19 protein-coding genes and 3 pseudogenes are annotated in these 23,047 nt (G+C 72.1%); 12 read left to right on the forward strand and 10 right to left on the reverse strand.

All coding sequences use genetic code 11. The features are described 5' to 3' along the window. The first annotated feature begins 137 nt into the window (after nt 1-137). The gene (locus tag OG357_RS07415) at nt 138-1,337 is read left to right on the forward strand and encodes a PucR family transcriptional regulator (protein WP_329620382.1); all 1,200 of its coding nucleotides are present in this window, start codon (nt 138-140) and stop codon (nt 1,335-1,337) included. 46 nt (nt 1,338-1,383) lie between these two features. On the opposite strand, the gene OG357_RS07420 is transcribed toward OG357_RS07415, so the two are convergent. Beyond that, nucleotides 1,384-2,535, reverse strand: a complete 1,152-nt coding sequence (locus tag OG357_RS07420) for a glycerate kinase (protein WP_329620383.1) — start codon at nt 2,533-2,535, stop codon at nt 1,384-1,386. 112 nt (nt 2,536-2,647) lie between these two features. Between OG357_RS07420 and OG357_RS07425 the strand changes: the two genes are divergently transcribed. From OG357_RS07425 to OG357_RS07440, 4 genes and pseudogenes are all read left to right on the forward strand, one after another. Beyond that, a complete protein-coding gene (locus tag OG357_RS07425) occupies nt 2,648-4,330 on the forward strand; it encodes a BCCT family transporter (protein ID WP_329620384.1) in 1,683 nt (560 codons plus the stop codon). 6 nt (nt 4,331-4,336) lie between these two features. Next, the gene (locus OG357_RS07430; RefSeq protein ID WP_329620385.1) at nt 4,337-5,419 is read left to right on the forward strand and encodes an ADP-ribosylglycohydrolase family protein; all 1,083 of its coding nucleotides are present in this window, start codon (nt 4,337-4,339) and stop codon (nt 5,417-5,419) included. Continuing rightward, a complete protein-coding gene (locus OG357_RS07435; RefSeq protein WP_329620386.1) occupies nt 5,416-5,910 on the forward strand; it encodes an NUDIX hydrolase in 495 nt (164 codons plus the stop codon). The genes OG357_RS07430 and OG357_RS07435 overlap by 4 nt, the downstream gene beginning before the upstream one ends. A 69-nt stretch (nt 5,911-5,979) precedes the next feature. Continuing rightward, a pseudogene (locus OG357_RS07440) lies at nt 5,980-6,720 on the forward strand (SIR2 family NAD-dependent protein deacylase). Between the two features lie 22 nt (nt 6,721-6,742). Here OG357_RS07440 and OG357_RS07445 read toward each other — a convergent pair. The 6 genes from OG357_RS07445 to OG357_RS07470 form a co-directional block, all read right to left on the reverse strand. Next, on the reverse strand, nt 6,743-7,243 hold the full coding sequence (locus tag OG357_RS07445) for a methylated-DNA--[protein]-cysteine S-methyltransferase (protein ID WP_329620387.1): 501 nt from the start codon (nt 7,241-7,243) through the stop codon (nt 6,743-6,745). 11 nt (nt 7,244-7,254) lie between these two features. Next, on the reverse strand, nt 7,255-8,733 hold the full coding sequence (locus tag OG357_RS07450; RefSeq protein ID WP_329620388.1) for an AlkA N-terminal domain-containing protein: 1,479 nt from the start codon (nt 8,731-8,733) through the stop codon (nt 7,255-7,257). A 60-nt stretch (nt 8,734-8,793) separates the two neighbouring features. Then, complete coding sequence (locus OG357_RS07455) at nt 8,794-9,564, reverse strand: metallophosphoesterase (protein ID WP_329625515.1); 771 nt, start codon at nt 9,562-9,564, stop codon at nt 8,794-8,796. A gap of 112 nt (nt 9,565-9,676) precedes the next feature. Continuing rightward, nucleotides 9,677-10,297, reverse strand: coding sequence for an L-threonylcarbamoyladenylate synthase (locus OG357_RS07460; RefSeq protein ID WP_329620389.1), 621 nt, complete (start codon nt 10,295-10,297; stop codon nt 9,677-9,679). A gap of 9 nt (nt 10,298-10,306) precedes the next feature. Further along, complete coding sequence (locus OG357_RS07465; RefSeq protein ID WP_329625516.1) at nt 10,307-11,710, reverse strand: phytoene desaturase family protein; 1,404 nt, start codon at nt 11,708-11,710, stop codon at nt 10,307-10,309. Nucleotides 11,711-11,791: 81 nt separating this feature from the next. Further along, entirely contained in the window at nt 11,792-12,628 is an 837-nt protein-coding gene (locus tag OG357_RS07470; RefSeq protein WP_329620390.1) for an inositol monophosphatase family protein, read from the reverse strand. A gap of 120 nt (nt 12,629-12,748) precedes the next feature. Here OG357_RS07470 and OG357_RS07475 point away from each other — a divergent pair, with 120 nt between their 5' ends. The 3 genes from OG357_RS07475 to OG357_RS07485 all read left to right on the forward strand — a co-directional run bounded on the left by OG357_RS07475 (nt 12,749) and on the right by OG357_RS07485 (nt 15,702). Then, nucleotides 12,749-13,816: a lipoate--protein ligase family protein gene (locus tag OG357_RS07475; protein WP_329620391.1), complete on the forward strand. Its 1,068-nt coding sequence runs from the start codon at nt 12,749-12,751 to the stop codon at nt 13,814-13,816. 32 nt (nt 13,817-13,848) lie between these two features. Beyond that, nucleotides 13,849-14,739 carry a hypothetical protein gene (locus tag OG357_RS07480; RefSeq protein WP_329620392.1) on the forward strand — a complete coding sequence of 297 codons (891 nt, stop codon included), beginning with the start codon at nt 13,849-13,851 and terminating at the stop codon, nt 14,737-14,739. Nucleotides 14,740-14,910: 171 nt separating this feature from the next. Beyond that, nucleotides 14,911-15,702, forward strand: a complete 792-nt coding sequence (locus OG357_RS07485; protein WP_329620393.1) for a serine protease — start codon at nt 14,911-14,913, stop codon at nt 15,700-15,702. On the opposite strand, the gene OG357_RS07490 is transcribed toward OG357_RS07485, so the two are convergent. Together OG357_RS07490 and OG357_RS07495 are read right to left on the reverse strand one after the other, a co-directional pair. Further along, nucleotides 15,656-17,188, reverse strand: a complete 1,533-nt coding sequence (locus OG357_RS07490) for an NCS1 family nucleobase:cation symporter-1 (RefSeq protein ID WP_329620394.1) — start codon at nt 17,186-17,188, stop codon at nt 15,656-15,658. The genes OG357_RS07485 and OG357_RS07490 overlap by 47 nt on opposite strands. Before the next feature lie 106 nt (nt 17,189-17,294). Further along, a pseudogene (locus tag OG357_RS07495) lies at nt 17,295-17,411 on the reverse strand (TIGR03842 family LLM class F420-dependent oxidoreductase); the annotation flags it as partial. 583 nt (nt 17,412-17,994) lie between these two features. On the opposite strand from OG357_RS07495, the gene OG357_RS07500 reads away from it, so the two are divergent. From OG357_RS07500 to OG357_RS07515, 4 genes and pseudogenes are all read left to right on the forward strand, one after another. Continuing rightward, nucleotides 17,995-18,750, forward strand: a complete 756-nt coding sequence (locus OG357_RS07500) for a transposase family protein (RefSeq protein ID WP_329620395.1) — start codon at nt 17,995-17,997, stop codon at nt 18,748-18,750. Nucleotides 18,751-18,828: 78 nt separating this feature from the next. Further along, complete coding sequence (locus OG357_RS07505) at nt 18,829-19,194, forward strand: hypothetical protein (RefSeq protein ID WP_329620396.1); 366 nt, start codon at nt 18,829-18,831, stop codon at nt 19,192-19,194. Between the two features lie 406 nt (nt 19,195-19,600). Next, nucleotides 19,601-20,430 (forward strand): annotated as a pseudogene (locus OG357_RS07510) (IS5 family transposase). Nucleotides 20,431-20,604: 174 nt separating this feature from the next. After that, the gene (locus tag OG357_RS07515) at nt 20,605-21,834 is read left to right on the forward strand and encodes an IS701 family transposase (RefSeq protein ID WP_443066622.1); all 1,230 of its coding nucleotides are present in this window, start codon (nt 20,605-20,607) and stop codon (nt 21,832-21,834) included. A 177-nt stretch (nt 21,835-22,011) separates the two neighbouring features. Here the strand turns inward: OG357_RS07515 and OG357_RS07520 are convergent, their stop codons facing one another. Then, nucleotides 22,012-23,028: a TIGR03842 family LLM class F420-dependent oxidoreductase gene (locus OG357_RS07520; RefSeq protein WP_329620397.1), complete on the reverse strand. Its 1,017-nt coding sequence runs from the start codon at nt 23,026-23,028 to the stop codon at nt 22,012-22,014. Nucleotides 23,029-23,047 lie beyond the last annotated feature (19 nt).

Consider the following 23,047-nt stretch of genomic DNA (forward strand, 5'->3'; position numbering starts at 1 on the left):
CCGCGCCGGACCGCCCGTCCACGTCCCGCGGCCGAATCGCTGCCGGTGACCAGCGGAGACGGCGCACGGCTGTGCATGCGCACAACGCTGCGCGTCAGGGCTGTGCCGAGGGGCCCGGGGCGGTGGATCCTCCGGGCATGGGACGGCGCAGACGGCGGACCGGTGACGACTGGAAGGTGCTCGCTCAGGCGTGCACGGCGCTTCTGGAGCGGGTGCCGGAGCTGGTGGACGAGCATCTGAGAGAGCTGCACGCGTACGAGCCCGCCTACGGGCGGATCCTGCCGTACGACCAGCACTGGCAGGAGGCCCACGAGGCGATGCGGATCGGGATCGAGATGATCTCGGCGCCCCGGAGCTCGCCCCGGCGGGATCTGGAGCAGGCGGAGGCGATGGGCCGGCGCCGGGCCGCGCAGGGCATGCCGCTGGAGCTGGTCGTGCACGCGTACCGGCATGCCGGGCACCTCGTGTGGGACGCGCTGATCGAGGGCGCCGGGGAGGACACGGCGCAGCTGGCGGCGCTGATGCAGTCGGCGACGACGGTGTGGTCGGCGGTGGACGCGCAGGCGGACACGGCGTCGGAGGCGTACCGGTCGACGGAGGCGGAGCTGCGGCGCCGGACGGACGAGCAGCTCCAGGCGCTCCTGGACGCGCTGCTCCAGGGGCAGCGGTCGGCCGAGCTGGTGTCGCGTGCCGCGGCGGGCCTGGACCTGCCGGAGCAGGGGCGGTACGCGGTGGTGGTGCTGCGCTACGACCGGCGGGAGGAGCGGGAGTCGTTCCACCGGCAGGTGCAGGGCGAGGGCGTGCGGTTCCTGTGGCGGATGGGCGCGGACTGCGAGATCGGGGTGGTGGCGCTGGCCGGGGAGACCGGTCTGGACGCGCTGTCGGAGCTCCTCGACGGGCGGTGCCCGGGGCCCGGCGGGATCAGCCCGGTCGTGGTCGGCCTGACCGAGCTGGGCCGGGCGCGCCGCCTCGCGGAACTGGCCCTGCGCACGTGCCCGCCGGGCAGCCGGCAGATCGTGCGGCTCGACCGCCGGATGGCGGGGGCGCTGGTGGTGGGCCAGCCGGAGGTGGCGAGCCTGCTGGTCTCGGACGTCCTGGGCGGGCTGCTGGAGCTGGACCCGGCGGACCGGGCGGTGCTCCTGGAGACGCTGGACGTGTGGCTGGACTGCGAGGGCTCGGCGGGGCGGGCGGCGGGCCGCCTGTACTGCCACCGGAACACGGTCTTCAACCGCCTGCGGCGCCTGGAGCAGCTGACGTCACGGTCACTGTCCCGGCCGCGGGACCTGACGGAGATGACGCTGGCGCTGGACGCGTTCCGGCTGACGGCGTCGGGGTGAGGTACGGGTACGAGGGCGGCGCCCGTACCCGTACGCCTGCGTACGGCTACGCCAGGAAGTCCCGGGCGATGTCCGCCGCGACGTCCTCCAGGAGCGGGCCCGCGTTCGCGATGCACTTCGCCGTGTCCGGCTCGATGGCGGTGAGCGGGTAGGCGCGGCGGATGCCGGCCGTGCCGAGGGCCTCGGGCGGGAGGGCCAGGCGGCCGCAGACCGCGACGACCTCCTTGCCTGCGGCGCGGGCCGCCGCGGCGACGCCCGCCGGGGCCTTGCCGTGGAGGGTCTGCTCGTCGAGCGAGCCCTCGCCGGTGATGACGAGGGTGGCCCGCTCCAGGGCGGGGGCGAAGCCGAGGACCTCCAGCATCAGCTCGATGCCGGGGCGGAAGCTCGCGCCGAGGATGAGCGCGCCGTAGCCGATGCCGCCCGCGCCGCCGGCGCCGGGAGCCAGGGCCGCTTCGGCCGCCTTGGGGCCGATGGCCTTCTCCAGGACGGTGGCGAAGTGGGCGAGGGCCGCGTCCAGGGTGCGGACGTCGTCCGGGGTGGCGCCCTTCTGCGGGCCGTAGACGGCCGGGGCGCCCTTGGGGCCGGTGAGCGGGTTGTCGACGTCGCTGGCCAGGATCAGGTCGACCGAGGCGAAGCGCGGGTCGAGGCCGGTCAGGTCGGCCGTGGCCAGCTCGGCGAGGGCCGCGCCGCCGGGGCCGACGGGCTCGCCGGCCTCGTCGAGGAAGCGGGCGCCGAGCGCGGCGAGCATGCCGGCGCCGCCGTCGGTGGTGGCGCTGCCGCCCACGCCGAAGACGAGGGTGGTCGCCCCCGCGTCAAGGGCCGCGCGGAGCAGCTCCCCGGAGCCGTAGGTGGTCGCGGTCAGCGGGGCGAAGACCCCGGCGGGGAGGAGCTGGAGGCCGGAGGCCTCAGCCATCTCGACGACCGCGGTGGTGCCGCGCAGCGCGTAGGCCGCGGTGACCTGCTCGCCGAGCGGTCCCGTGACCTGCACCTCGCGGCGCTCGAAGCCGGCCGCGACCGCGGCCGCGACGGTGCCGTCGCCACCGTCGGCCACCGGCAGCGTCTCCACCGTGAGCTCGGGGACGACCCGTCGCAGTCCTGCTGTGACCCGCTCCGCGACCTGTACGGCCGTGAGCGAACCCTTGAACTTGTCGGCCGCCACGAGTACGTGAGCGACCTGAGTTGCTGCTCCGTCCGTCACCTTGCATCCCTTGCTTTCGAACGTGCAGTCGCGCCAGGGCCGACCCTATCCGTACCCCCAGACGGCGTGCCACCCCCTGATAAGACGATATTCCGCACCATAGTGGGGTCACATGAGTACGGAACCGATCGAACGGACCCCGCGTGAGCGGTTCGCGCCCGATGCCAAGGTCATCGGCATCGGGATCGCGGCCGTCGTGGCGGTCGTCGCCTGGGCGGCCCTGGGCGAGGACTCCTTCGACAGCGCCTCGTCCACCGCCCTCCAGTGGGTGCTGTCCAATTTCGCCTGGCTCTTCGTGGTCGCCGCGGACACCTTCCTGGTCCTGTGCGTGGTGATCGCGCTGAGCCGCTTCGGCCGGATCAGGCTGGGCGCGGACGACTCGGAGCCGGAGTTCACGAACCTCGCGTGGATCGCGATGATGTTCAGCGCCGGTATGGGCATCGGTCTGATGTTCTACGGGGTCGGGGAGCCGCTCCAGCACTTCCTGAGCCCTCCCCCGGCGAGCGGCGTCCCGGCCGGGAGCGGCGCGGCGGCCCGTACCGCCATGGAGTACTCGTTCTTCCACTGGACGCTCACCCCCTGGGCGATCTACGGCATCGCCGGTCTCGCCCTCGCGTACGCGGGATTCCGCAAGGGCCGCGGCAATCAGCTGAGTTCGGCCTTCGTGCCGCTGATCGGGGCACGCCGGGCGGCTTCCTGGCCCGGCAAGGCGATCGATCTGCTCGCGGTGTTCGCGACCGTCTTCGGTACGGCGACGAGTCTGGGGCTCGGCGCCCTCCAGGTGGCCGAGGGGCTGAACCTGACGATGGGCGTGGAGAACTCCACCTCCACCCAGCTGATCATCATCGTCTCGCTGTCGGCGGCCTTCGTCCTGTCGGCGTTCTCGGGGCTCCACAAGGGCGTGAAGTGGCTCTCCACCCTGAACATCGTCCTCGCCGCCTGCCTGATGCTCTTCGTCTTCCTCCTCGGCCCGACCGTCTACATCCTGGACACCATCCCGGCCTCGGTCGGCGGCTATCTGCACCAGCTGCTGCCGATGGCGAGCCGCACGGGTGCCTTCACCGACCCCGACTGGCTGGGCGTGTGGACGATCTTCTACTGGGCGTGGTGGCTGTCCTGGGCGCCGTTCGTCGGCACCTTCATCGCCCGGATCTCGCGCGGCCGGACGATCCGCGAGTTCCTGATGGGCGTCCTGCTCGTCCCCTCCGGCGCGACCGTGGTGTGGTTCTGCGTCATGGGCGGTACGGCCATCCGGCTGGAGTCGACGGGCGAGGCGGACCTGGCGACGGCCGTCAAGGACGGGCCGGAGGCCTCGCTGTTCGCGATGCTGGACGCGCTGCCGATCGGCACGGTCACCTCGGTCATCGCGATGATCCTGGTGATGACGTACTTCGTCACGAGCGCGGACTCGGCGTCGCTGGTCATGGGCTCGCTGACGAGCCGGGGCTCGCTGCACCCGCCGACCTGGCTCGTGGTGACCTGGGGCGTCCTGATGGCGGCCGTGGCGGCGGTGCTGCTCGTCGTCGGCGGGCTGAACTCGCTCCAGACGGCGACGATCCTCGTGGCCCTGCCGTTCGTGGTGGTCATGCTCGTGCTGTGCTTCGCGCTCCTGAAGGAGCTGCGGGAGGACCCGGGCGCGGGCCCGGTCCGGCACCACCCCCTGCACGGGATGCGGGACGCGGTGCGGACGCTGGTCGGCGAGGCGATGACCGAGCAGGGCGGCGGCACCCGCCACCACCACCGGCTGCGCCGGGCGGCGAAGTCCCGTACCGACACGGAGGAAGAGGAAGGCTGACCCGCCATGGAGCTCGCCCACAGGGAACTCACCCGCACGGACCTCGCCGACCGGATCCTGGGCGGCTGGACCGGCCGCATCGCCGGGAACATGCTCGGCAAGCCCGTGGAGCGCGGCGACCACTGGACGCGCGCGCACATCGACGCGTACCTGCGGCTCGCGGACGCGCTCCCGCTGACCGACTACCTGCCGCCCCCGCCGCCCGGGGCGACCGGTTTCGAGCTGCGCCCCGAGTGGCCCCGGTGCGTGCGCGGCGGGATCGACGGGAGCTGCCGGGACGACGACGTCGACTGGTCGGTCCTCGGACTGCACCTCCTGGAGACCCGGGGGTTCGCGTTCACGACCGAGCAGGTCGGCGAGGAGTGGCTGCTGCGGCTGCCGTATCTCCAGACGTTCACGGCCGAGCGGGTCGCCTACCGGAACCTCGCGAACGGGCTGAGGCCGCCGCTGACGGCGACGTACGACAACCCGTACCAGGAGTGGATCGGCGCACTGATCAGGGCCGACGTCTACGGCTGGACCTGCCCGGGGGATCCGCGCCGGGCCGCCTCACTCGCCCGCCGGGACGCGGTCCTCTCGCACACGGGGAACGGCGTGTACGGGGCGATGTGGGCGGCGGCGCTGGTCGCCGCCGCCTTCACCGCTCCCGACGTCCGGTCCGTCCTGGAGGCGGGTCTGGAGCGGGTCCCGGCGAGCAGCCGGCTCGCCCGGACCGTACGGGGCACGATCGCCCTGTACGAGTCCGGGCTCGGCTGGTCCGAGGCGCTGGCCGAGCTGGAGGAGCGGACGGCGGGGCTCGGCTGGATCCACACCGTCCCGAACGCGGCCGTCCTGACCGCCGGACTCCTGTACGGCGAGGGGGACTTCACCCGCACGATCGCGCTGACCGTGCGCGGCGGCCTCGACACGGACTCCAACGGCGCCACGGCGGGCTCGGTGGCCGGGGTGATGTGCGGGGCGGCCGCGATCCCGCCGCAGTGGTCGGAGCCGCTGCGGGACCGGGTGAGCAGCGCGGTCTTCGGCTACGACGGGGTGCGGATCACCGAACTCGCCGAGCGGACGCTGCGGCTGGCTACGCTGACGGAATGACCACCACCGACTACGCCACGTACATCGCCGGCCTGCCCCGCGTCCTGGCCGCCGCCGCCGCCCTCTTCCGCGACGCCGAGGGCCGGGTCCTCGTCGTGGAACCCAACTACCGCGACGGCTGGGCGCTGCCCGGCGGAACGATCGAGTCCGACGGCGGCGAGACGCCGCGGCAGGCCGCCCGCCGGGAGACGGCGGAGGAGATCGGCCTGGACGTGCCGCTCGGCCCGCTGCTCGCCGTCGACTGGGTGCACGGCACGGAGCGGCCGCCGATCGTGGCGTACGTGTACGACGGCGGGGTGCTGCCCGAGGAGCGGTTCGCGGAGATCGGGCTCCAGGAGGAGGAGTTGCTCTCCTGGAAGCTGATCGACCACGGGGAGGTCACCGCCCACCTGCCGGGCAGCCTGGGCCGGCGTGTCCTGGCCGCGCTGGACGTCCTGGAGACGGGCCACGGGCCGGTGGAGCTGGAGAACGGTCACCCCGCGCGGGGATGACGCGGGCCCGGCCCGTCACCCCCGGAAACCCGTTCGCGGGAGCGGTTCGGCGCTGCCTAGGGTCGTCGTATGACGATGGTCGCGATTCTCAGTGGAGCCGGTATCTCGACGGACTCCGGCATCCCCGACTACCGGGGGCCGAAGGGCGTCTGGCGCCAGGACCCGGAGGCCGAGCGGCTCGTCACGTACGGGCCGTACATGGCCGACCCGGAGATCCGCCGCCGCTCGTGGCGGATGCGGCTCGACGGACCCGTCCTGAGCGCCGAGCCGAACGTGGCGCACCACGCGATCGCCGCGTACGAGCGGACGAGCGGCCACGCGCTGCGGGTGATCACGCAGAACGTGGACGGACTGCACCAGGCCGCCGGGGTGCCCGCGCGGAAGGTCCTCGAACTCCACGGCTCCGTGCGGTCGGTGGTGTGCACGGCCTGCCACGCCCGCTCCTCGATGGAGGAGGCGCTCGACCGGGTGCGGGCCGGTGAGGACGACCCGGCGTGCCGGGCGTGCGGCGGGATCCTGAAGTCGGCGACGGTCCCACGCTTTTGACGATCCAAGCAGCCGGGCAGCGGCTCGACCCGGTCGTGCTCGGCGATGCCATGTCGATCGCCAAGGCCACCGAGGTGTTCGTGGCGGTCGGGAGCAGCCTCCAGGTCCAGCCGGCGGCGTCGCTCGCGGGGATCGCGGCCGAGCACGGCGCCCGGCTGATCATCGTGAACGCCGAGCCCACCCCGTACGACCCCGTCGCCGACGAGGTCGTACGCGAAGCCGATCGGCACGGCGCTGCCCGCGCTGCTCGACCGGCTCCGATAGACGCTCCTGGCAGGAGGCGCTCCTAGAAGAGGCCCGCGGGTTCCTCCGTCCCCGATTCGAAGGCGAGCAGGCGCTGCTTGCGGTCGAGGCCGCCGCCGTAGCCGGTGAGGCTTCCGCTCGCGCCGACCACGCGGTGGCAGGGGACGACGATGCCCACGGGGTTCTTGCCGTTCGCCAGGCCGACGGCCCGGGAGGCCGTGGGGTTGCCGAGGGCCTCGGCCAGTTCGCCGTACGTCCGGGTCTCCCCGTACGGGATGCGGCACAGCTCCGCCCACACCCGTAGCTGGAACGGGGTGCCGACCAGGTGGAGCGGGAGGTCGAACTCGGTGAGGTCGCCCGCGAAGTAGGCGTCGAGCTGCCGGACCGTCTCGCCGAAGGGGCGCGGGTCGGACTCGCCGAAGGTCTCCTCGGGCGGGCGGTGGCGCTGGCCGGTCATGTGGATGCGGCTGAGGACGCCGTCGACGGCGACGAGGGTCAGCGGCTCGTAGGGGCTGTCCACGACGGTGTGCTGGACGGTGGGCACGAGGGGCCTCCTCAGGCGGGCAGGTGGTTGATGGGGTGGTCGTCGGTGGCCCAGAGGTACTGGACGGCGTAGGCGCGCCAGGGCCGCCAGTCGGAGGCTCGGGCGGTGAGCGCGGCCGGGGTGCCCGGCAGGCCGAGGCCCTCGGCGGCGCGGCGAACGCCCAGGTCGCCGGGGAGGAACGCGTCGGGGTCGCCGAGCGCGCGCATCGCGATGATCTCGGTGGTCCAGGGGCCGAAGCCCGGCAGGGCGAGGAGCCGGGCGCGGGCCTCCTCACGGTCGTCGGCGGGGCCGAGGGTGAGCGAGCCGTCCGCGAGCGCCCCCACGAGGGTGAGGAGCGTGGTGCGGCGGCTGCGCGGCAGGGCGAGGCTCTCCGGGTCGAGCGCGGCGAGGGCCTCGGGGCCGGGGAAGAGGTGGGTGAGGCCGCCCTCGGGGTCGTCGACGGGGGTGCCGTACGCGGTGACCAGGCGGGCCGCGTGGGTGCGGGCGGCGGCGGTGGAGACCTGCTGGCCGAGGACGGCCCGTACGGCGAACTCGGCGGGGTCGACGGTCCCGGGCACCCGGCGGCCGGGCGCCGCGTCGACGAGGGGCGCGAGCAGCGGGTCCGTGCGCAGCCGGTCGTCGACGGCGACGGGGTCGGCGTCCAGGTCGAGGAGCCTGCGGCAGCGGCTGATCGCGTGGGTGAGGTCGCGGGGGTCGGTGAGGAAGAGGCGGCAGGCGATGTGGTCGGCGCGGGGTGCGAGGCCGACGATGCCGTGTCCGTACGGGAGGCTCAGCGTCCGCCGGTAGGCGCCGTCGCGCCACTCCTCCACGCCGGGGACGGCGGTCGCGGCGAGGTGCCCGAAGAGGTTGGACGGTTCGAGGGGTGCGCGGAACGGCAGCCGGAGGCTGATCACCCCGGGGGTGGTGGCGGCCTTGGCGGCGTGGGGACGGGTCGCGCGGGCGCGGAGCTCCCCGGGGGTGAGGCCGAAGACCTCGCGGACGGTGTCGTTGAAGGTCCGGATGGAGGCGAAGCCGGCGGCGAAGGCGATCTCGCCCATCGGCAGCGGGGTGGTCTCGATGAGGACCCGGGCGGTCTGGGCGCGCTGGGCGCGGGCGAGGGCGAGGGGTCCGGCGCCGAGCTCGGCGAGGAGCTGGCGCTCGATCTGACGGGTGGACCAGCCGAGCCGCCGGGCGAGCCCCGGGACGCCCTCCCGGTCGACGACGCCGTCCTGGATGAGCCGCATGGCGCGGGCGACGGCGTCGGCCCGGACGTGCCACTCGGGCGAGCCGGGGCTGGTGTCGGGCCGGCACCGCTTGCAGGCCCGGAATCCGGAGCGCTGGCAGGACGCGGCGCTCGGGTGGAACTCCATGTTCTCGGGCTTGGGCGGGACGACCGGGCAGCTGGGCCGGCAGTAGATCCGGGTGGTGCGGACCGCGGTGAAGAAGACGCCGTCGAAGCGGGCGTCCTTCGACTGGACGGCCCGCACGCAGCGCTCGGTTTCGGTGTGCATGGTTCCAGGATCGGGGACGGGCGGCTCGCAGGCTGGCGAGAAAACGACATGGACGTCACCTCACATGGCGACGGTCCGGTAGTGGGTCGTCAGCCTGCCGTCCTCGGCGAGGACGTGGAAGGCGAGCGCGGGCGGCAGGTCGAGGTGGACGTGCGGCGAGTCCGGTCCCGGGTTCTCCCAGGGGAGGCGGAGGGCGGAGACGACACCGGGTGCCACGAGGAGCGGGCGCCCGGCGAAGGTGGTGGCGGCCGCCGTGTGGGCGTGGCCCGCGAGGAAGGCCGTGAGGTGGGGGTGGCGCTCGGCGAGGGCGGCGAGCCGCTCCTCGCCGAACTGGCGGATCCCGTCCACGTACGGGGTGTGCAGCGGGACCGGCGGGTGGTGGAAGGCCACGAGGACGGGCACCTCGCGCGGGGTGGAGCCGAGGACGCCGTCCAGCCACTCCAGCGTCTCGTCCTCCAGGAGGCCCTCGTCCTTGCCCGGCACCGAGGAGTCGCAGAGGGCCACGACGAAGCCCTCGCCCCGGAGCACCTGGTTGACGGGCGCGTCCGGGCGGACGGTGGCCTCCTGCGCCTGGTCGAGGAGGCCTGTCCGGAACGCGGCGCGGTCGTCGTGGTTGCCGGGGCAGACGAGCAGCGGGTGACGGGAGGTCAGCAGCTCCCGGACGACCGCGTACTCGTCCGCCGTCCCGTGGTCGGCGATGTCCCCGGTGACGAGGACGGCCGCCAGGTCGTACGGCAGCTCCTCCAGGTACCGCATGACCGCTCTGGTGCGGTCGACGCTGCGCGGTTCCCCGTCGACATGGATGTCGCTGACCTGGGCGATGACGATCACGGGACTCGGTCCTCCGTCGGTTCCGGCGGGCGGCTGCTCGCACGACCGTACGGCGGTCACGGTCCTGACCGTAAGGGCCGGTTCGCGAGCGGTGGACTGCTCGCGGGGCCTCCTACTCGAACCGCGTGGTGTCCCCCGCCCCGCGCCGGACGATCTCGGGCTCGCCGCTGGAGAAGTCGACGACGGTGGTCGGTTCGGTGCCGCAGTCGCCGGAGTCGACGACCACGTCGACCTGGTGGTCGAGGCGCTCCTTGATCTCCCAGCCCTGGGTCAGGGGTTCGGCCTCGTCGGGCAGGAGCAGGGTGCTGGAGAGCAGCGGTTCGCCGAGTTCCGCGAGGAGCGCCTGGGTGACGACGTGGTCGGGGATGCGGACGCCGACGGTCTTCTTCTTGGGGTGCAGCAGCTGGCGCGGCACCTCTTTGGTGGCGGGCAGGATGAAGGTGTACGGCCCGGGGGTCGCGGCCTTGACCGCGCGGAAGACGTCGTTGTCGATGTGCACGAGCTGGCCCAGCTGGGCGAAGTTCTGGCACATGAGCGTGAAGTGGTGCCGGTCGTCGAGGTCGCGGATCGCGCGGATGCGGCTGATGCCGTCGCGGCTGCCCAGTCGGCTGCCGAGGGCGTAGCAGGAGTCGGTCGGGTACGCGACGAGCGCCCCGTTCCGGATGCTGTCGGCCACCGAGCCGATGGTGCGCGGCTGGGGGTTGTCGGGGTGCACGTCGAAGTACTTGGCCATGGGGGCAGTCTATTTTCGCAGTCGGCGCCAGACCGCCTTCGCCGCGTTGTGGCCGGACATGCCGTGGACTCCGGGGCCGGGCGGGGTGGCGGAGGAGCAGAGGAAGACCGCCGGGTGCGGGGTCGCATAGGGGCGGAGCGAGAGGGTGGGGCGCAGCACGAGCTGGAGGCCTCGGGCGGCTCCGCAGGCGATGTCGCCGCCGACGTAGTTGGCGTTGCGCTCGGCGAGTTCGGGGGGGCCGGCGGTGGCGCGGGCCAGGACGCGGTCGCGGAAGCCGGGTGCGAAGCGCTCGATCTGCCGCTCGATGGCGTCGGTGAGGTCGCCTCGCCAGCCGTTCGGCACGTGTCCGTACGCCCAGAAGACGTGCTTGCCCTCGGGGGCGCGGGAGGGGTCGACGAGGCTCGGCTGGGCGGTGATGAGGAAGGGTGCGTCGGGGGCGGTGCCGGAGGAGGCCTGGTGCAGGGCGGTGTCGATCTCGCCGGCGGTGGGGCCGATCTGGACGGTGCCGGCGCGCCGGGGTTCCTCGGCGGTCCAGGGCACGGGCCCGTCGAGCGCGTAGTCGATCTTGAAGACGCTCGCGCCGTACTTGTAGTGGTCGTAGTGCCCGCCGAAGCCGGCGATCCGGGCGAGGGCGGTGGGCGAGGTGTCGAAGACGTAGGCGCGGGCGGGCGGCAGGTCGTCGAGCCGCTTGACCTCGTAGTCGGTGTGGACGGCGCCGCCGAGGTCCTTGAGGTACGCGGCGAGGGCGTCGGAGATCGACTGCGAGCCGCCCCGGGGCATCGGCCAGCCGCCCGCGTGCGCGGCGAGCGCGAAGACGAGGCCCACGGCTCCGGTGGCGAAGCCGCCGAGCGGGGCGATGACATGGCCGACCATGCCGGCGAAGAGCGCGCGCGCCTTCTCGTCCTGGAACCTTCGCATCAGCCAGGTGGCGGGCGGCAGTCCGTCGATTCCGAAGCGGGCGAGGGTGACGGGGTCGCGGGGCAGTCCGGTGAGCGGGAGCTGCATGAAGTCCCGCGCGAGGGTGTCCCACTTGCCGAGGTACGGGGCGACGAGGCGGCGGTACGCCCCGGCGTCGCGCGGGCCGAAGGAGGCGGCGGTCTCGGCGACGGAACGGGCGAGGACGGCGGCGGTGCCGTCGTCCCAGGGGTGGGCCATGGGCAGTTCGGGGTGGAGCCACTCCAGGCCGTACCGATCCAGCGGCATCGTCTTGAAGACGGGTGAGCCGGCGCCGAGGGGGTGCACGGCGGAGCAGGGGTCGTGGCGGAAGCCGGGGAGGGTGAGCTCCTCGGTCCTGGCTCCGCCGCCGACCGTCGACTTCGCCTCGAAGACGGCGACGGAGAAGCCGCGCCGGGCCAACTCCACCGCCGCGGTCAGTCCGTTGGGGCCCGCTCCCACGACGACGGCATCGAGCATCGACGTCTCGTTCGTCACGTTCGGACTCCTTCGTCAGCCGATGACCAAGGCTCTCAGGATAGGCCGGTGGCCGCCCGCGCCTCACGCGCCCCCGAGAAGCGTCCGGATCCGTTCGGCGGTGACCGCGTCCCTGGCCGCCGTGAACGGCAGCGCGTTTCCTCCGGTGATGCGGAACGGCTCCCCGGCGATCGTGGTGTGCGCGCCGCCCGCCTCGACGACGAGGAGCAGTCCGGCCGCGTGATCCCACGCGTACTCCCAGGAGAAGGCGGTCCCGGAGACCGCGCCGCGGGCCACGGCGAGGTACTCGAGACCGGCCGAGCCGCACGGACGCGGGGCGACCCCCTCCACCCGAAGGCCGAGCAGGGCCTGCTTCTGCTCCGGGGTGGTGTAGTCGGGGTGGGAGGCGGCGACCTCCAGGACCTCGCCGGGCGCCGGTGAACCCGACCGTATCGGCTGTCCGTTGAGCGTGGCCCCGCGGCCGCGCACGGCGACCGCCATCAGGTCCAGGGCCGGGGCGAAGGTCCAGGAGGCGAGGAGCTCGCCGCGGACGGCGAGGGCGACGAGGGTGCAGAAGCCGGGGTCGCCGTGGACGAACTGGCGGGTGCCGTCGACGGGGTCGACGATCCAGACGGGGGCGTCGCCGCGCAGCGCCTCGTACACGGCGGGGTCGGCGTGGACGGCCTCCTCGCCGACGACGACCGAGCCGGGCAGCAGCGCGGTCAGCGAGGCGGTGAGGTGGGCCTCGGCGGCCCGGTCGGCGACGGTGACCAGGTCGTGCGGCCCGTTCTTCTCCACGATCTCGTGCGCGGCGAGCTGCCGGAAGCGCGGCATGATCTCGGCGGCGGCCGCCTTGCGGACCGCCTCCTCCACCTCGGTCGTACGGCCGCCGAGGACGTGCTCAAGGAACTCTTCGATCATGCCTCCAGCTAAGCACGGGGCGCTGACAACCGGAATGCCGCACTTGTCACCCACTGTTCTCCCCAGGAGTACCCTTTGGCCCTCTTGATCTAGTTCGCCCCTTACCTACAGGGAGAGTCCGTGCACGGCGCGTTCCACGGCGAGTACAAGGTCCCCGGCGGCAAGCTGGTGGTCGTCGACCTCGACACCGAGGGCGGTGTCCTGCGGAACGTCCGGGTCGCGGGCGACTTCTTCCTGGAGCCCGACGAGGCGATCCTGGCGATCGACCGGGCCCTGGAGGGCGCGCCGGCCGACACGGACGCCGCCGGGCTCGCGGCGCGGATCGACGCGGCCCTCCCGCCGGGCACGCAGATGTTCGGGCTGACCGCCGAGGGCGTCGGGGTGGCGGTCCGCAGGGCCCTCGCGCACGCCACGGACTGGACCGACTACGACTGGCAGCTGATCCACGAGCCGCCGCAGGCACCCGCGCTGCACATGGCCCTGGACGAGGTCCTGACGGCCGAGGTGGCGGCCGGTCGCCGGCCTCCCACCTTGCGCGTCTGGGAGTGGGGCGCGCCCGCGGTGGTGATCGGCAGCTTCCAGTCCCTGCGCAACGAGGTCGACCCGGTGGCCGCCGAGCGCCACGGCATCCAGGTGGTGCGCCGGATCAGCGGCGGTGGGGCGATGTTCATCGAGCCGGGCAACACGATCACGTACTCGCTCTCCGTCCCGGACGCGCTCGTGCAGGGGCTCTCCTTCGTCGACAGTTACGCCTATCTCGACGACTGGGTGCTCGGCGCGCTCGGCGACATGGGGATCAAGGCCTGGTACCAGCCGCTGAACGACATCGCGACGGACGCCGGGAAGATCGCGGGGGCGGCGCAGAAGCGGATGGTCGGGAGCGGGGGCGCGGTCCTGCACCACGTGACGATGGCGTACGACATCGACGCGGACCGGATGACGGAGGTGCTGCGGATCGGCCGCGAGAAGCTCTCCGACAAGGGCACGAAGAGCGCGAAGAAGCGGGTGGACCCGCTGCGGCGGCAGACGGGCCTGCCGCGCGAGGCGGTCATCGAGCGGATGATCGCTTCCTTCCGCGGCCGGTACGGCCTGTCGGAGGGCGCCCTCACGGAGGACGAGCTGACGCGGGCGAAGGAGCTGGCGGAGACGAAGTTCGGCACGGCGGAGTGGACGGCCCGGGTCCCGTAGGGGCAGCTGTCCACGTTGCCTAGGCTGTCGGCATGCGGATGCGTGTCGAGGGACCGGCGAAGCCCGGCCTGCGGATGGAGAGCGCCGACGGGCGGCGGCTGGTACTGGTCCAGGGCGGGGTTCCGGTGCTGTTCGCCCGGCAGCGGGTCACCCGGTACGGGCTGCACTACGCGCGGACGGGCCGGTACGTCTCGCCGCTGGCGCCCTTGCGGGCGGAACTGGCCCGCACTGTCGCCGAGTTCGCGGAGCCCGGCTCGGAGGAGTGGACGGATCGCTGGGCCGCGCACGCCGGGGCGGCGCTCCGCGCGGCGGACGACGGGCCGCTCCACGAGGGCGAGTGGCACTTCGCCCCGGACGCGAGGCACTGGTTCGCGGACTGCAATTGGCCGAAACTGCTCGCCCACGACCCGGACCGGGGCCACCTCACCTGGTTCGGGTACGGCGACCCGGACGAGGACGCCCGGGACCTGCTGCCGCTGCGGGCCCTGTCGCACCCGGAGGCGCCCCGGGTGAAGGCGTACCGCCGCCAGTACCGGGAGGGGATCCTGCCGCCGGTGTTCGCGTGGTGGATCAGCGGGCTCAACTCCCCCGTGGTCCTCGACGGTCACGACCGGCTGACGGCGGTGCTCGCGGAGGGCGGCCGCCCCCGGGTCCTGCTCCTCTCCCGAGCCATGGACGCCGCCTGGGTCGCGCTCTGGGTGGAGGGGCCCGTACGGGAATACGAGCTGCGGCTCGCCGCTCTGGAGGGCCCGCTCGCCCCGGTCCGGGCCGCCAACCAGAGCCGCGAGCTGGCCGCGAAGCTGCAGGCGTTCGACCGCACCCCCGACCTCACCCGTGCCTGGCCCTACCAGGGCGGGCCCGCGGCCTGGGACGCGGCGGCGGCCGCGCACATCCCGGGCTGGGCCCCCGACGCCGACCGGTGACCGCTCCCCTCCTTGATCGTTGAAGTCCGGACGGGCCGGAACGGGCCGTGGTGACGGGCAGAGGAAACGTCTCCGCATGCCGCCGCCGGCCCCGGGAAACGCCGCCGACAGTTCGGAGATGCCGTGGGACGCATGGGATGCATGGGACGGATGAGAAGGCTGCGAAGGCTCATGGCCACGGCCACGGGGGCGGCGCTGGCCCTGAGCCCCCTCGGCCCCGCCCCGGCGGCGCACGCGATCGTCGGAGGGCAGGAGGCGACGCCGCACCAGTACCCGTTCATGGCGGGGCTCGTGGACCTCGCCGAGCAGCGGGTGGTGTGCGGCGGGGCGCTCGTCACCGACCGGTACGTACTCACGGCCGCCCACTGTCTGACCGGTTCCTACAGCGACCCCGCCCGGCTGGGCGTCCTCCTGGGCGACCACGACCTGACGACCGGGGACGACAGCCCGTACACCGTCCTGGCGACGCCGGAACGGTTCGTCGTGCATCCCGACTACGACCCGGAGACCCAGCGGAACGACATCGCGCTCGTCCGGCTGGCCGAACCGGTCGCGTACAACCGCGGCGTGAGCCCGGTCGGGCTGCCCGCCCCGTACTCCCACGGCACCTTCGACCACACCCAGGTCGAGGTCCCCGGCTGGGGCGCCACCTCGTTCGGCGGCCGGACCTCCGACGTCCTGCGCACGGTGGTCCTCGGCACGATGAGCAATCCGACGTGCGTGGACCGGGGCATGGCCCACGTCGCCTCCCCGCAGATCTGCACCTACGCCCCCGGGCGCGACACCTGCCTGTACGACTCCGGCGGCCCCCTGGTCCGCAAGGTCGGGCGGAAGCCGTACCTGGTCGGCCTGGTCTCCTACGGGAAGGGGTGCGCGACCGACACCCCCGCCGTGAACACCCGCGTGTGGTCCTACCTCAGCTGGATCGGGAGGACGACGGGGAAGCGCCCCGCCGCTTCATGAGGGCGGTGTAGAGGAGCAGCGAGGCCGCGAGTCCCACGGCCCATCCGTAGTCGGCGAGGGGCTTGAGGAAGGGGATCAGGCCGTCCTCGGGGAACGGACCGGTGCCCGGCGCCGAGTGGGAGCCGCCGACGGCGAGGACGCCGCCGACCGCGAACGCGAGGACGGCCGCCGGGTTCCAGCCGCCCCGGTACCAGTACGGCCCGTCCGCCCGGTACAGCCCTTCCAGGTCGAGCGCGGTGCGGCGGACGAGCCAGTAGTCGGCGATGAGGATGCCGGCCACGGTGCCGAGGAGACCGCCGACCAGGCCGAGCCAGGTGAAGATGTAGAGCTCGGGGGTGGCGGTGAGCTTCCACGGCATGATGAGGACGCCGACGACGCCGGTGATCAGCGCGCCCGTACGGAAGTTCACGAACTTCGGTGCCAGGTTGGCGAGGTCGTACGCCGGGGAGACGACGTTCGCCGCGATGTTGACCGAGAGCGTCGCGACGAGGACGGTCACCAGGGCGAAGAGCAGGCCGAAGACGTTGTCGGCCTTGGCGGCGAGCGCCACCGGGTCCCAGACGGGCGCTCCGTACACGGCCTGCGAGCCGGAGGTGACGAGCACCGAGAGCAGCGCGAACAGGGTCATGGTGGTGGGCAGGCCGAGGGTCTGGCCCCACACCTGGGCCCGCTGCCCCGCCCCGAAGCGCGTGAAGTCGGGGATGTTGAGGCTGAGCGTCGCCCAGAAGGCGATCATGCCCATGAGGGCGGGGAAGAAGACCGGCCAGAAGTCCGCGCCCCAGCCGAGCCGGGAGGGCTGGTCGAGGAGGGGGCCGAGACCGCCCGCCTTGACCGTGATCCAGACGAGGAGGGCGAGCGCGCCGACGATGACGAAGGGCGCGGCCCAGTTCTCGAAGCGGCGCAGGGCGTCCATGCCCCGGTAGATGATGGCGAGTTCGAGGGCCCAGAAGAGGACGAAGCAGAGCCACAGGGTCCAGGGCTGGCCACCGATCCTCGACGCCTCCGCCCAGCTGCCGCCGAAGACCTTGTCGAGGAGGATGAAGACGCCCTGTCCGCCGATCCAGGTCTGGATGCCGAACCACGCGCAGGCGACGCCGGCGCGGATGAGGGCAGGCAGGTTGGCGCCGCGCAGCCCGAAGGAGGCGCGGGCGAGGACCGGGAAGGGGATGCCGTACTTGGGTCCGGCGTGCCCGGTGAGGAGCATCGGAAGCAGCACGACGACGTTGGCGAGGGCGATGGTGAGGACGGCCTGCTTCCAGTCCATGCCGAGGGCGACGAGACCGGAGGCGAGCATCCAGGAGGGGATGTTGTGGGCCATGCCGACCCAGAGGGCGGCGAAGTTGTACGTGGTCCAGCGGCGCTCCGCGACGGGGACGGGGAGCAGGTCGTCATTGACGAAGCGGGGGTCGGTGGGGGCCGTGCCGGGCGCGAGCTCGGCACGGCCGTCGGCCGTGGCGGGTCTTCCGGAGGAGGCGGTGGCGGTCATGCGGAACCCTTCGTTCGTTCGGCGGGGACGGAACGAGGCCGTGCGGGGCGTGGGGGTTCGGCGCGGGGTCAGGGGCGGAGGACGGGGATGATCTCGCCGCCGTACACGCGGTGTCGGGGTTGTCGGCGCGGCCGTGGTGGCTGTACTCGTACCCCTGCCGGTCCTTGATATACGCGGTGAGCGGCTCCGGCACCATCCCCGAGTGCCCGCCGTCCTCGGCGACAGCACCGGGGCCCGGACCCAACGGCTCTCGGGCTTGCCGAGGTTCACAGCGACCGCGCAGGCCGCGTGCGGAGACTGAGCGCGGCGATCGCCCGGTACTGCCGCGATCACGCTCCTCGCGTGCCGGGTCGGCGTGCGACGGCCTGCCCGTCGCTGCCGCGGACCGTTCCGCAGCGCCGTACAGGTCGGTCGGACAGGCACAACAATGGAGTTGTGGACAGGGAGCAGGCGCGCCGGACGGCTGCTGGACGGCCCGCTCGACGAAGACGAAGCACACCGTCCGTGCCGGAGCCCAGCTGGATGCCGAACATGGCGCGCGCGCTGTCGATGCGACCGTCAGCGGTCGCCACGCGGACTCGCCGCCCTCGGCCAGTGAAGCCACAAGCGGCAGAGCCTTTTGAACCACACCCGGCACCCCTGGGTGGGAGAACCATACGAAGGGTTCGCCCTGTCCCGGTGTACAACGTAGGGAGCCTTTTCCAAGCTGGCGGCGCTGACCGCGAGTTGGACAGTCCTGCGCAACGACGAAGCTCCTGGTAGACGGGTTCTCGACCAAGATCACCCGTGTCCGCCAGGAGCTTCGCGTGCTTGCCTACCCGTCCTCGATTGATCTGTCCAGCCGCACCTTGCGGTTCCTGACCGGACAACTGAAGGCCAGGCGGCAGGACGTCGGGACGCGGTGGCGACGCCTTCCCGCCTCGCGACAGGCCCTGCTCGCCCTGGCCCACCTGCGGTGCGGTGACACCTACGCCCAACTGGCCGCCGGGTTCGGCATCGGGATCGCGACCGTCTACCGCTACATACGTGAAGCCGTCGAGGCCCTGGCCGCCATCGCCCCGTCCCTGGCCGAGGCCATGCGGACGATCCGGGAGAAGGCATTCGTCATCCTCGACGGCACCCTGCTGCCGATCGACCGCATCGCCGCCGACACCCCCTACTACTCCGGGAAACACAAACGCCACGGCATGAACGTGCAGGTCCTCACCGACCCGTTCGGACGGCTGCTCTGGGCCTCGCCGGCTCTGCCCGGCTCGACTCACGACCTGACCGCCACGCGACACCACGGGATCATCGAAGCCCTCACCGAAACAGGACTCAAATGCTGGGCGGACAAGACGTATCAAGGCGCCGGCGGACCCGTCCGCGTACCGTTCCGAGGCCGCCGGCTCAGGCGGTGGAAGCGCCGCCACAACACCACCCACGCCAAGATCCGCTGTCTCGGTGAGCAGGCCATGGCCACCCTCAAGGGCTGGCGCCTCCTGCGGAAGCTCCGCTGCAGCACCAACCGAATCACCGACGTCGTGAAGGCCGTCCTCGTCCTTCACCACGCATCAACGTGAGGTTGGAAAACGCTCACTGCCGACCCCACAGCTCCGCCCCCGCCTCCGATCGGGACGGCTGCGCGGCAGCCCTCATCGGTGCCGCCGGAGGTGGTGCTGCCCTCTCCCGCCGTGTCGGTGGCGATTCAGCAGGCCGATGTTGTGGCCAATGTCGTCAAGAATCTCCACATCGAAAAACGCACGCGTGACGTCCTGGACGGTGTCTACCTCGACCGGGACGACATCCGCCAGCAGCCGTTCGTGCGCGACAACGAATGGAGCAACGTTTGGCGCCCGCTGTTGGAGCAATGGGAACTCGTAGGCCGCGGTTTCTCCGACGCCGGAATGCAGAACCGAGCACTCCTCGTTCTGCACGACGCCCTCGCCGCCCACACCCAAGAGGAAACAGGGCCGGCAGAAGCAGCTCCGTCGGCCGGACAGCCCGACCTGCGCAGCGCAGGGTGAGCGAAATAAAACCGACGCTATGGCGGCTGATTCTCGAACCCGTCACCAGCTGGCGGGCATGCTGTCTGCAACGCGCGCGCCCCGGTACACCGTTCGACGCGGCCTGGCGCAGTTCACGCATGCTGTCGGCGCCAGACGAAATGGTCTATCGGTTGCACGGCCACTCCGTGATCCCCATGGCGTGCAGCGATAGGCCGACGGAGGAGGGCCGATAGCCCCACGCTCCTACGGAGGTCCCCGGCGGATCGGTGCGTCGCCCAGCAGTGCCGGATGACGGTGACTGCTCTATTCCGGGTCCACCCCTCCGTCGGTCGCTGGGGACGAAACGAGCCAGGTGGGGCCTGAGGGACAGTGGCTTCGGGCTAGGGCGTGTCCGTAAAGTCGGTGGCTCGTTACTCCGTTCGTGGTGCGTCGACATGAACTGACAGATGAGTCGTGGGCGTTGATCGCTCCGTTTCTGGCGCCGGGCCGGATGGGCAGGCCTGTGCGGGACCGGCGGCAGGTGGTGAACGGGATCTTGTGGAAGCTGTCCACTGGTGCCGCCTGGCGTGACCTACCGGAGCGATACGGGCCGTGGAAGACGGTCTACGAACGCTTCCGGCACTGGTCCGCCGACGGCACCTGGGACCGGCTCCTCGCCCACGTCCAGCAGCACTCCGATGCCGTCGGAGCCGTGGACTGGTCCATCGTGTGCGTCGACTCGACCACGGTCCGGGCCCACCAGCACTCGGCCGGGGCCCGAAAAGGGGGCCCTGGGAAGGCGAAGCACTCGGACGCTCACGGGGCGGGCTGACCAGCAAGATCCACCTGGCCTGCGACGGCCAGGGCCGCCCCCTCGCGTTCACGATCACAGGCGGGAACGTCAACGACTGCACCCAGTTCGAACCCGTCATGGCCCGGATCAAGGTCGCCCGGCCGGGCCCGGGACGCCCCCGGACCCAGCCCGACCGCGTCGCCGCGGACAAGGGCTACTCCGCCCGCAAGATCCGCGCCTACCTGCGACGACGCGGCATCGCCTGCACGATCCCGGAACGGATCGACCAGATCAACGGACGCATCCGCCGCGGCGAGACGCTCTGCCGCCTCGACCGGGCCGCCTACCGGCGGCGAAACGTGATCGAACGCTGCTTCAGCCGGCTCAAACAGAACCGGGCCCTGGCCACCCGCCACGACAAACGAGCCCGCCACTACCAAGCCATGGTCACCCTCGCCTGCCTCCGACTCTGGCTCCCATGACTTTCCGGACACGACCTAGTACTCCAGCAGGACTTTGATGTTTTGCCTGGTCAACGGCTTGGGTTTGGGGAGTGTAGCGGGGTGGTGCTGGAAGCGGGGCGGGTTCACCTGGCCCGTCCCGCGAACGAGTGCCCTCGCCGTGTGTAGTGACATCGGGCTGGACAGCCACCATGTGTGACTGATGACGTAACCGCCAACGAGTGGGAACACGAACTGGAAGAACTCTTCCTGCAAGTCGGGCACCGCTTCTCACGTGTTGAGCCGCGACGCCGGATGCGGGACTACGTCCGTGGTCTGCTCGGCCCGGTGGGCCGCAAGAACTCCTGGCAACTGGCCGAGTTTGCCGGGCACTCCACGCCGGACGGACTGCAGCACCTCCTGGCGAAAAGCCGGTGGGAAGCCGACGGAATCCGTGATGACCTGCAGGGTTACGTCGCCGAGCACCTCGGCGCCGACGACGGTGTCCTGATCATCGACGACACCGGCTTCGTCAAGAAGGGTGTCACTTCAGCCGGGGTGCAACGGCAGTACTCCGGCACAGCCGGCCGCACCGAGAACTGCCAGATCGGTGTCTTCGCCGCCTACGCCACCACCCTGGGCCATGCCTTGGTCGACCGCGAGCTCTACCTGCCCAAGTCCTGGACCGACGACCTCGAGCGCTGCCGTGCTGCCAAGATCCCCAGCGAGCGTGGCTTCGCGACGAAGAACGACCTGGCCCGCACCATGGTCCTGCGAGCACTCGCCTCCCCGCTGCCCGTCGCCTGGGTCACCGCGGATGCCGCCTACGGGCAGGACTCCCGCTTCCGCCGGTTCCTGGAAGACGTCGGCCTGTCCTATGTCATGGCCGTACCGAAGTCCCAGCAGGTCCACGGCCCCCGCATCGACCATCTCATCGGCCAGGCTCCGCCAGAAGCGTGGCAGCAGCTCTCCTGCGGCGACGGCGCCAAGGGGCCCCGAATCTACGACTGGGCCGCGGCCCGGCTGCCGGCTGTCTGGGAATTCGACGGCGACGAGCCCACCCGCCAGCGATGGATGCTCGCCCGCCGCAGCATCACCAAGCCGGACGAGCTCGCCTACTTCCTCGCCTCGGCACCCCTGCAGGCAACCCTCACCGACCTCGTGGGGATCGCCGGCTGCCGCTGGAAGATCGAGGAGTGCTTCCAGAGCGCGAAGAACGAATGCGGCCTGGACCAGTACGAAGTCCGCCGCTACACCGGCTGGCACCGGCACATCACTCTCGCCATGCTCGCCCACGCGTTCCTGGCCGTCACCGCCGCCCACGCGAGGGAAAAAGGGGAACCGAGCAGAACACTCCCGACCTCGTGGACCTCACACCAGCCGAGATTCGCCGTCTCCTGGCAGCTGCCCACCGACATCCTGCTGCACAGGGCGACCACTCGATGAACTGGTCACGATGGCGCCGTCGGCACCAGGCCAGAGCCCGCAGATGTCACTACACACGGCGAGGGCACTCGTTCGCGGGACGGGCCAGGTGAACCCGCCCCGCTTCCAGCACCACCCCGCTACACTCCCCAAACCCAAGCCGTTGACCAGGCAAAACATCAAAGTCCGGCTGGAGTACTAGGAGGTGAGGGCCGGGATGATGTCGGTGCCGTAGGCGTCGATCGTGCCCTCCCGGTTGTCGTGCATGTCGTAGACCGCGAACTGGTCCACGCCGAGGCTCTTGAGGTGGCGGAGCTTCTCGATGTGGGCCTCGGCGGGGCCGAGGAGGCAGAAGCGGTCGACGATCTCGTCGGGGACGAAGGCGGTGTCGGGGTTGTCGGCGCGGCCGTGGTGGGAGTAGTCGTAGCCCTGCCGGTCCTTGATGTACGCCGTCAGCTCCTCGGGGACCATGGCGGAGTGCTCGCCGTACTTGGAGACCAGGTCGGCGACGTGGTTGCCGACCATGCCGCCGAACCAGCGGCACTGGTCGCGGGCGTGCGCCAGGGCCTCGGGCGAGTCGTCCGCCGTGACGTACGCGGGGGCGGCGACGCAGATCGTCAGGGCGTCGGGGTCGCGGCCGGCGTCGGTGGCGGCCTGCCGGACCGCCTTGACCATCCACTCCGTGAGGAACGGGTCGGCGAGCTGGAGGATGAAGCCGTCGGCCTTCTGCCCGGCGAGGGCGAGGGCCTTGGGGCCGTACGCCGCCATCCAGACGGGCAGCTTGCCCTCCTTGATCCAGGGGATGCGGATCGGGTTGCCGTCGACCTCCGCCTCACGGCCCTCCGCCAGGTCGCGGATGACGTCGATGGCCTCGCCGAGCCGGGCGAGGGTGTTGGGCTTGCGGCCCGCGACGCGCATGGCGGAGTCGCCGCGGCCGATGCCGCAGACGGTCCGGTTGCCGTACATGTCGTTGAGGGTGGCGAAGGTGGAGGCCGTCACCTCCCACGTACGGGTCCCCGGGTTGGTCACCATCGTGCCGACGTGCAGCTTGGTGGTGTTGGCGAGGATCTGGCTGTAGATGACGAAGGGTTCCTGCCACAGCACGGCGGAGTCGAAGGTCCAGCCGTAGCGGAAGCCGTTCCGCTCCGCCCGGCGCATCAGGCCGACGACCTGCGAGGCGGGCGGGTCGGTCTGCAGGACGAGTCCGAAGTCCACGCGGGGACCTCCTGGTTCG

The organism is Streptomyces sp. NBC_01255, assembly GCF_036226445.1.
Taxonomy (GTDB): domain Bacteria; phylum Actinomycetota; class Actinomycetes; order Streptomycetales; family Streptomycetaceae; genus Streptomyces.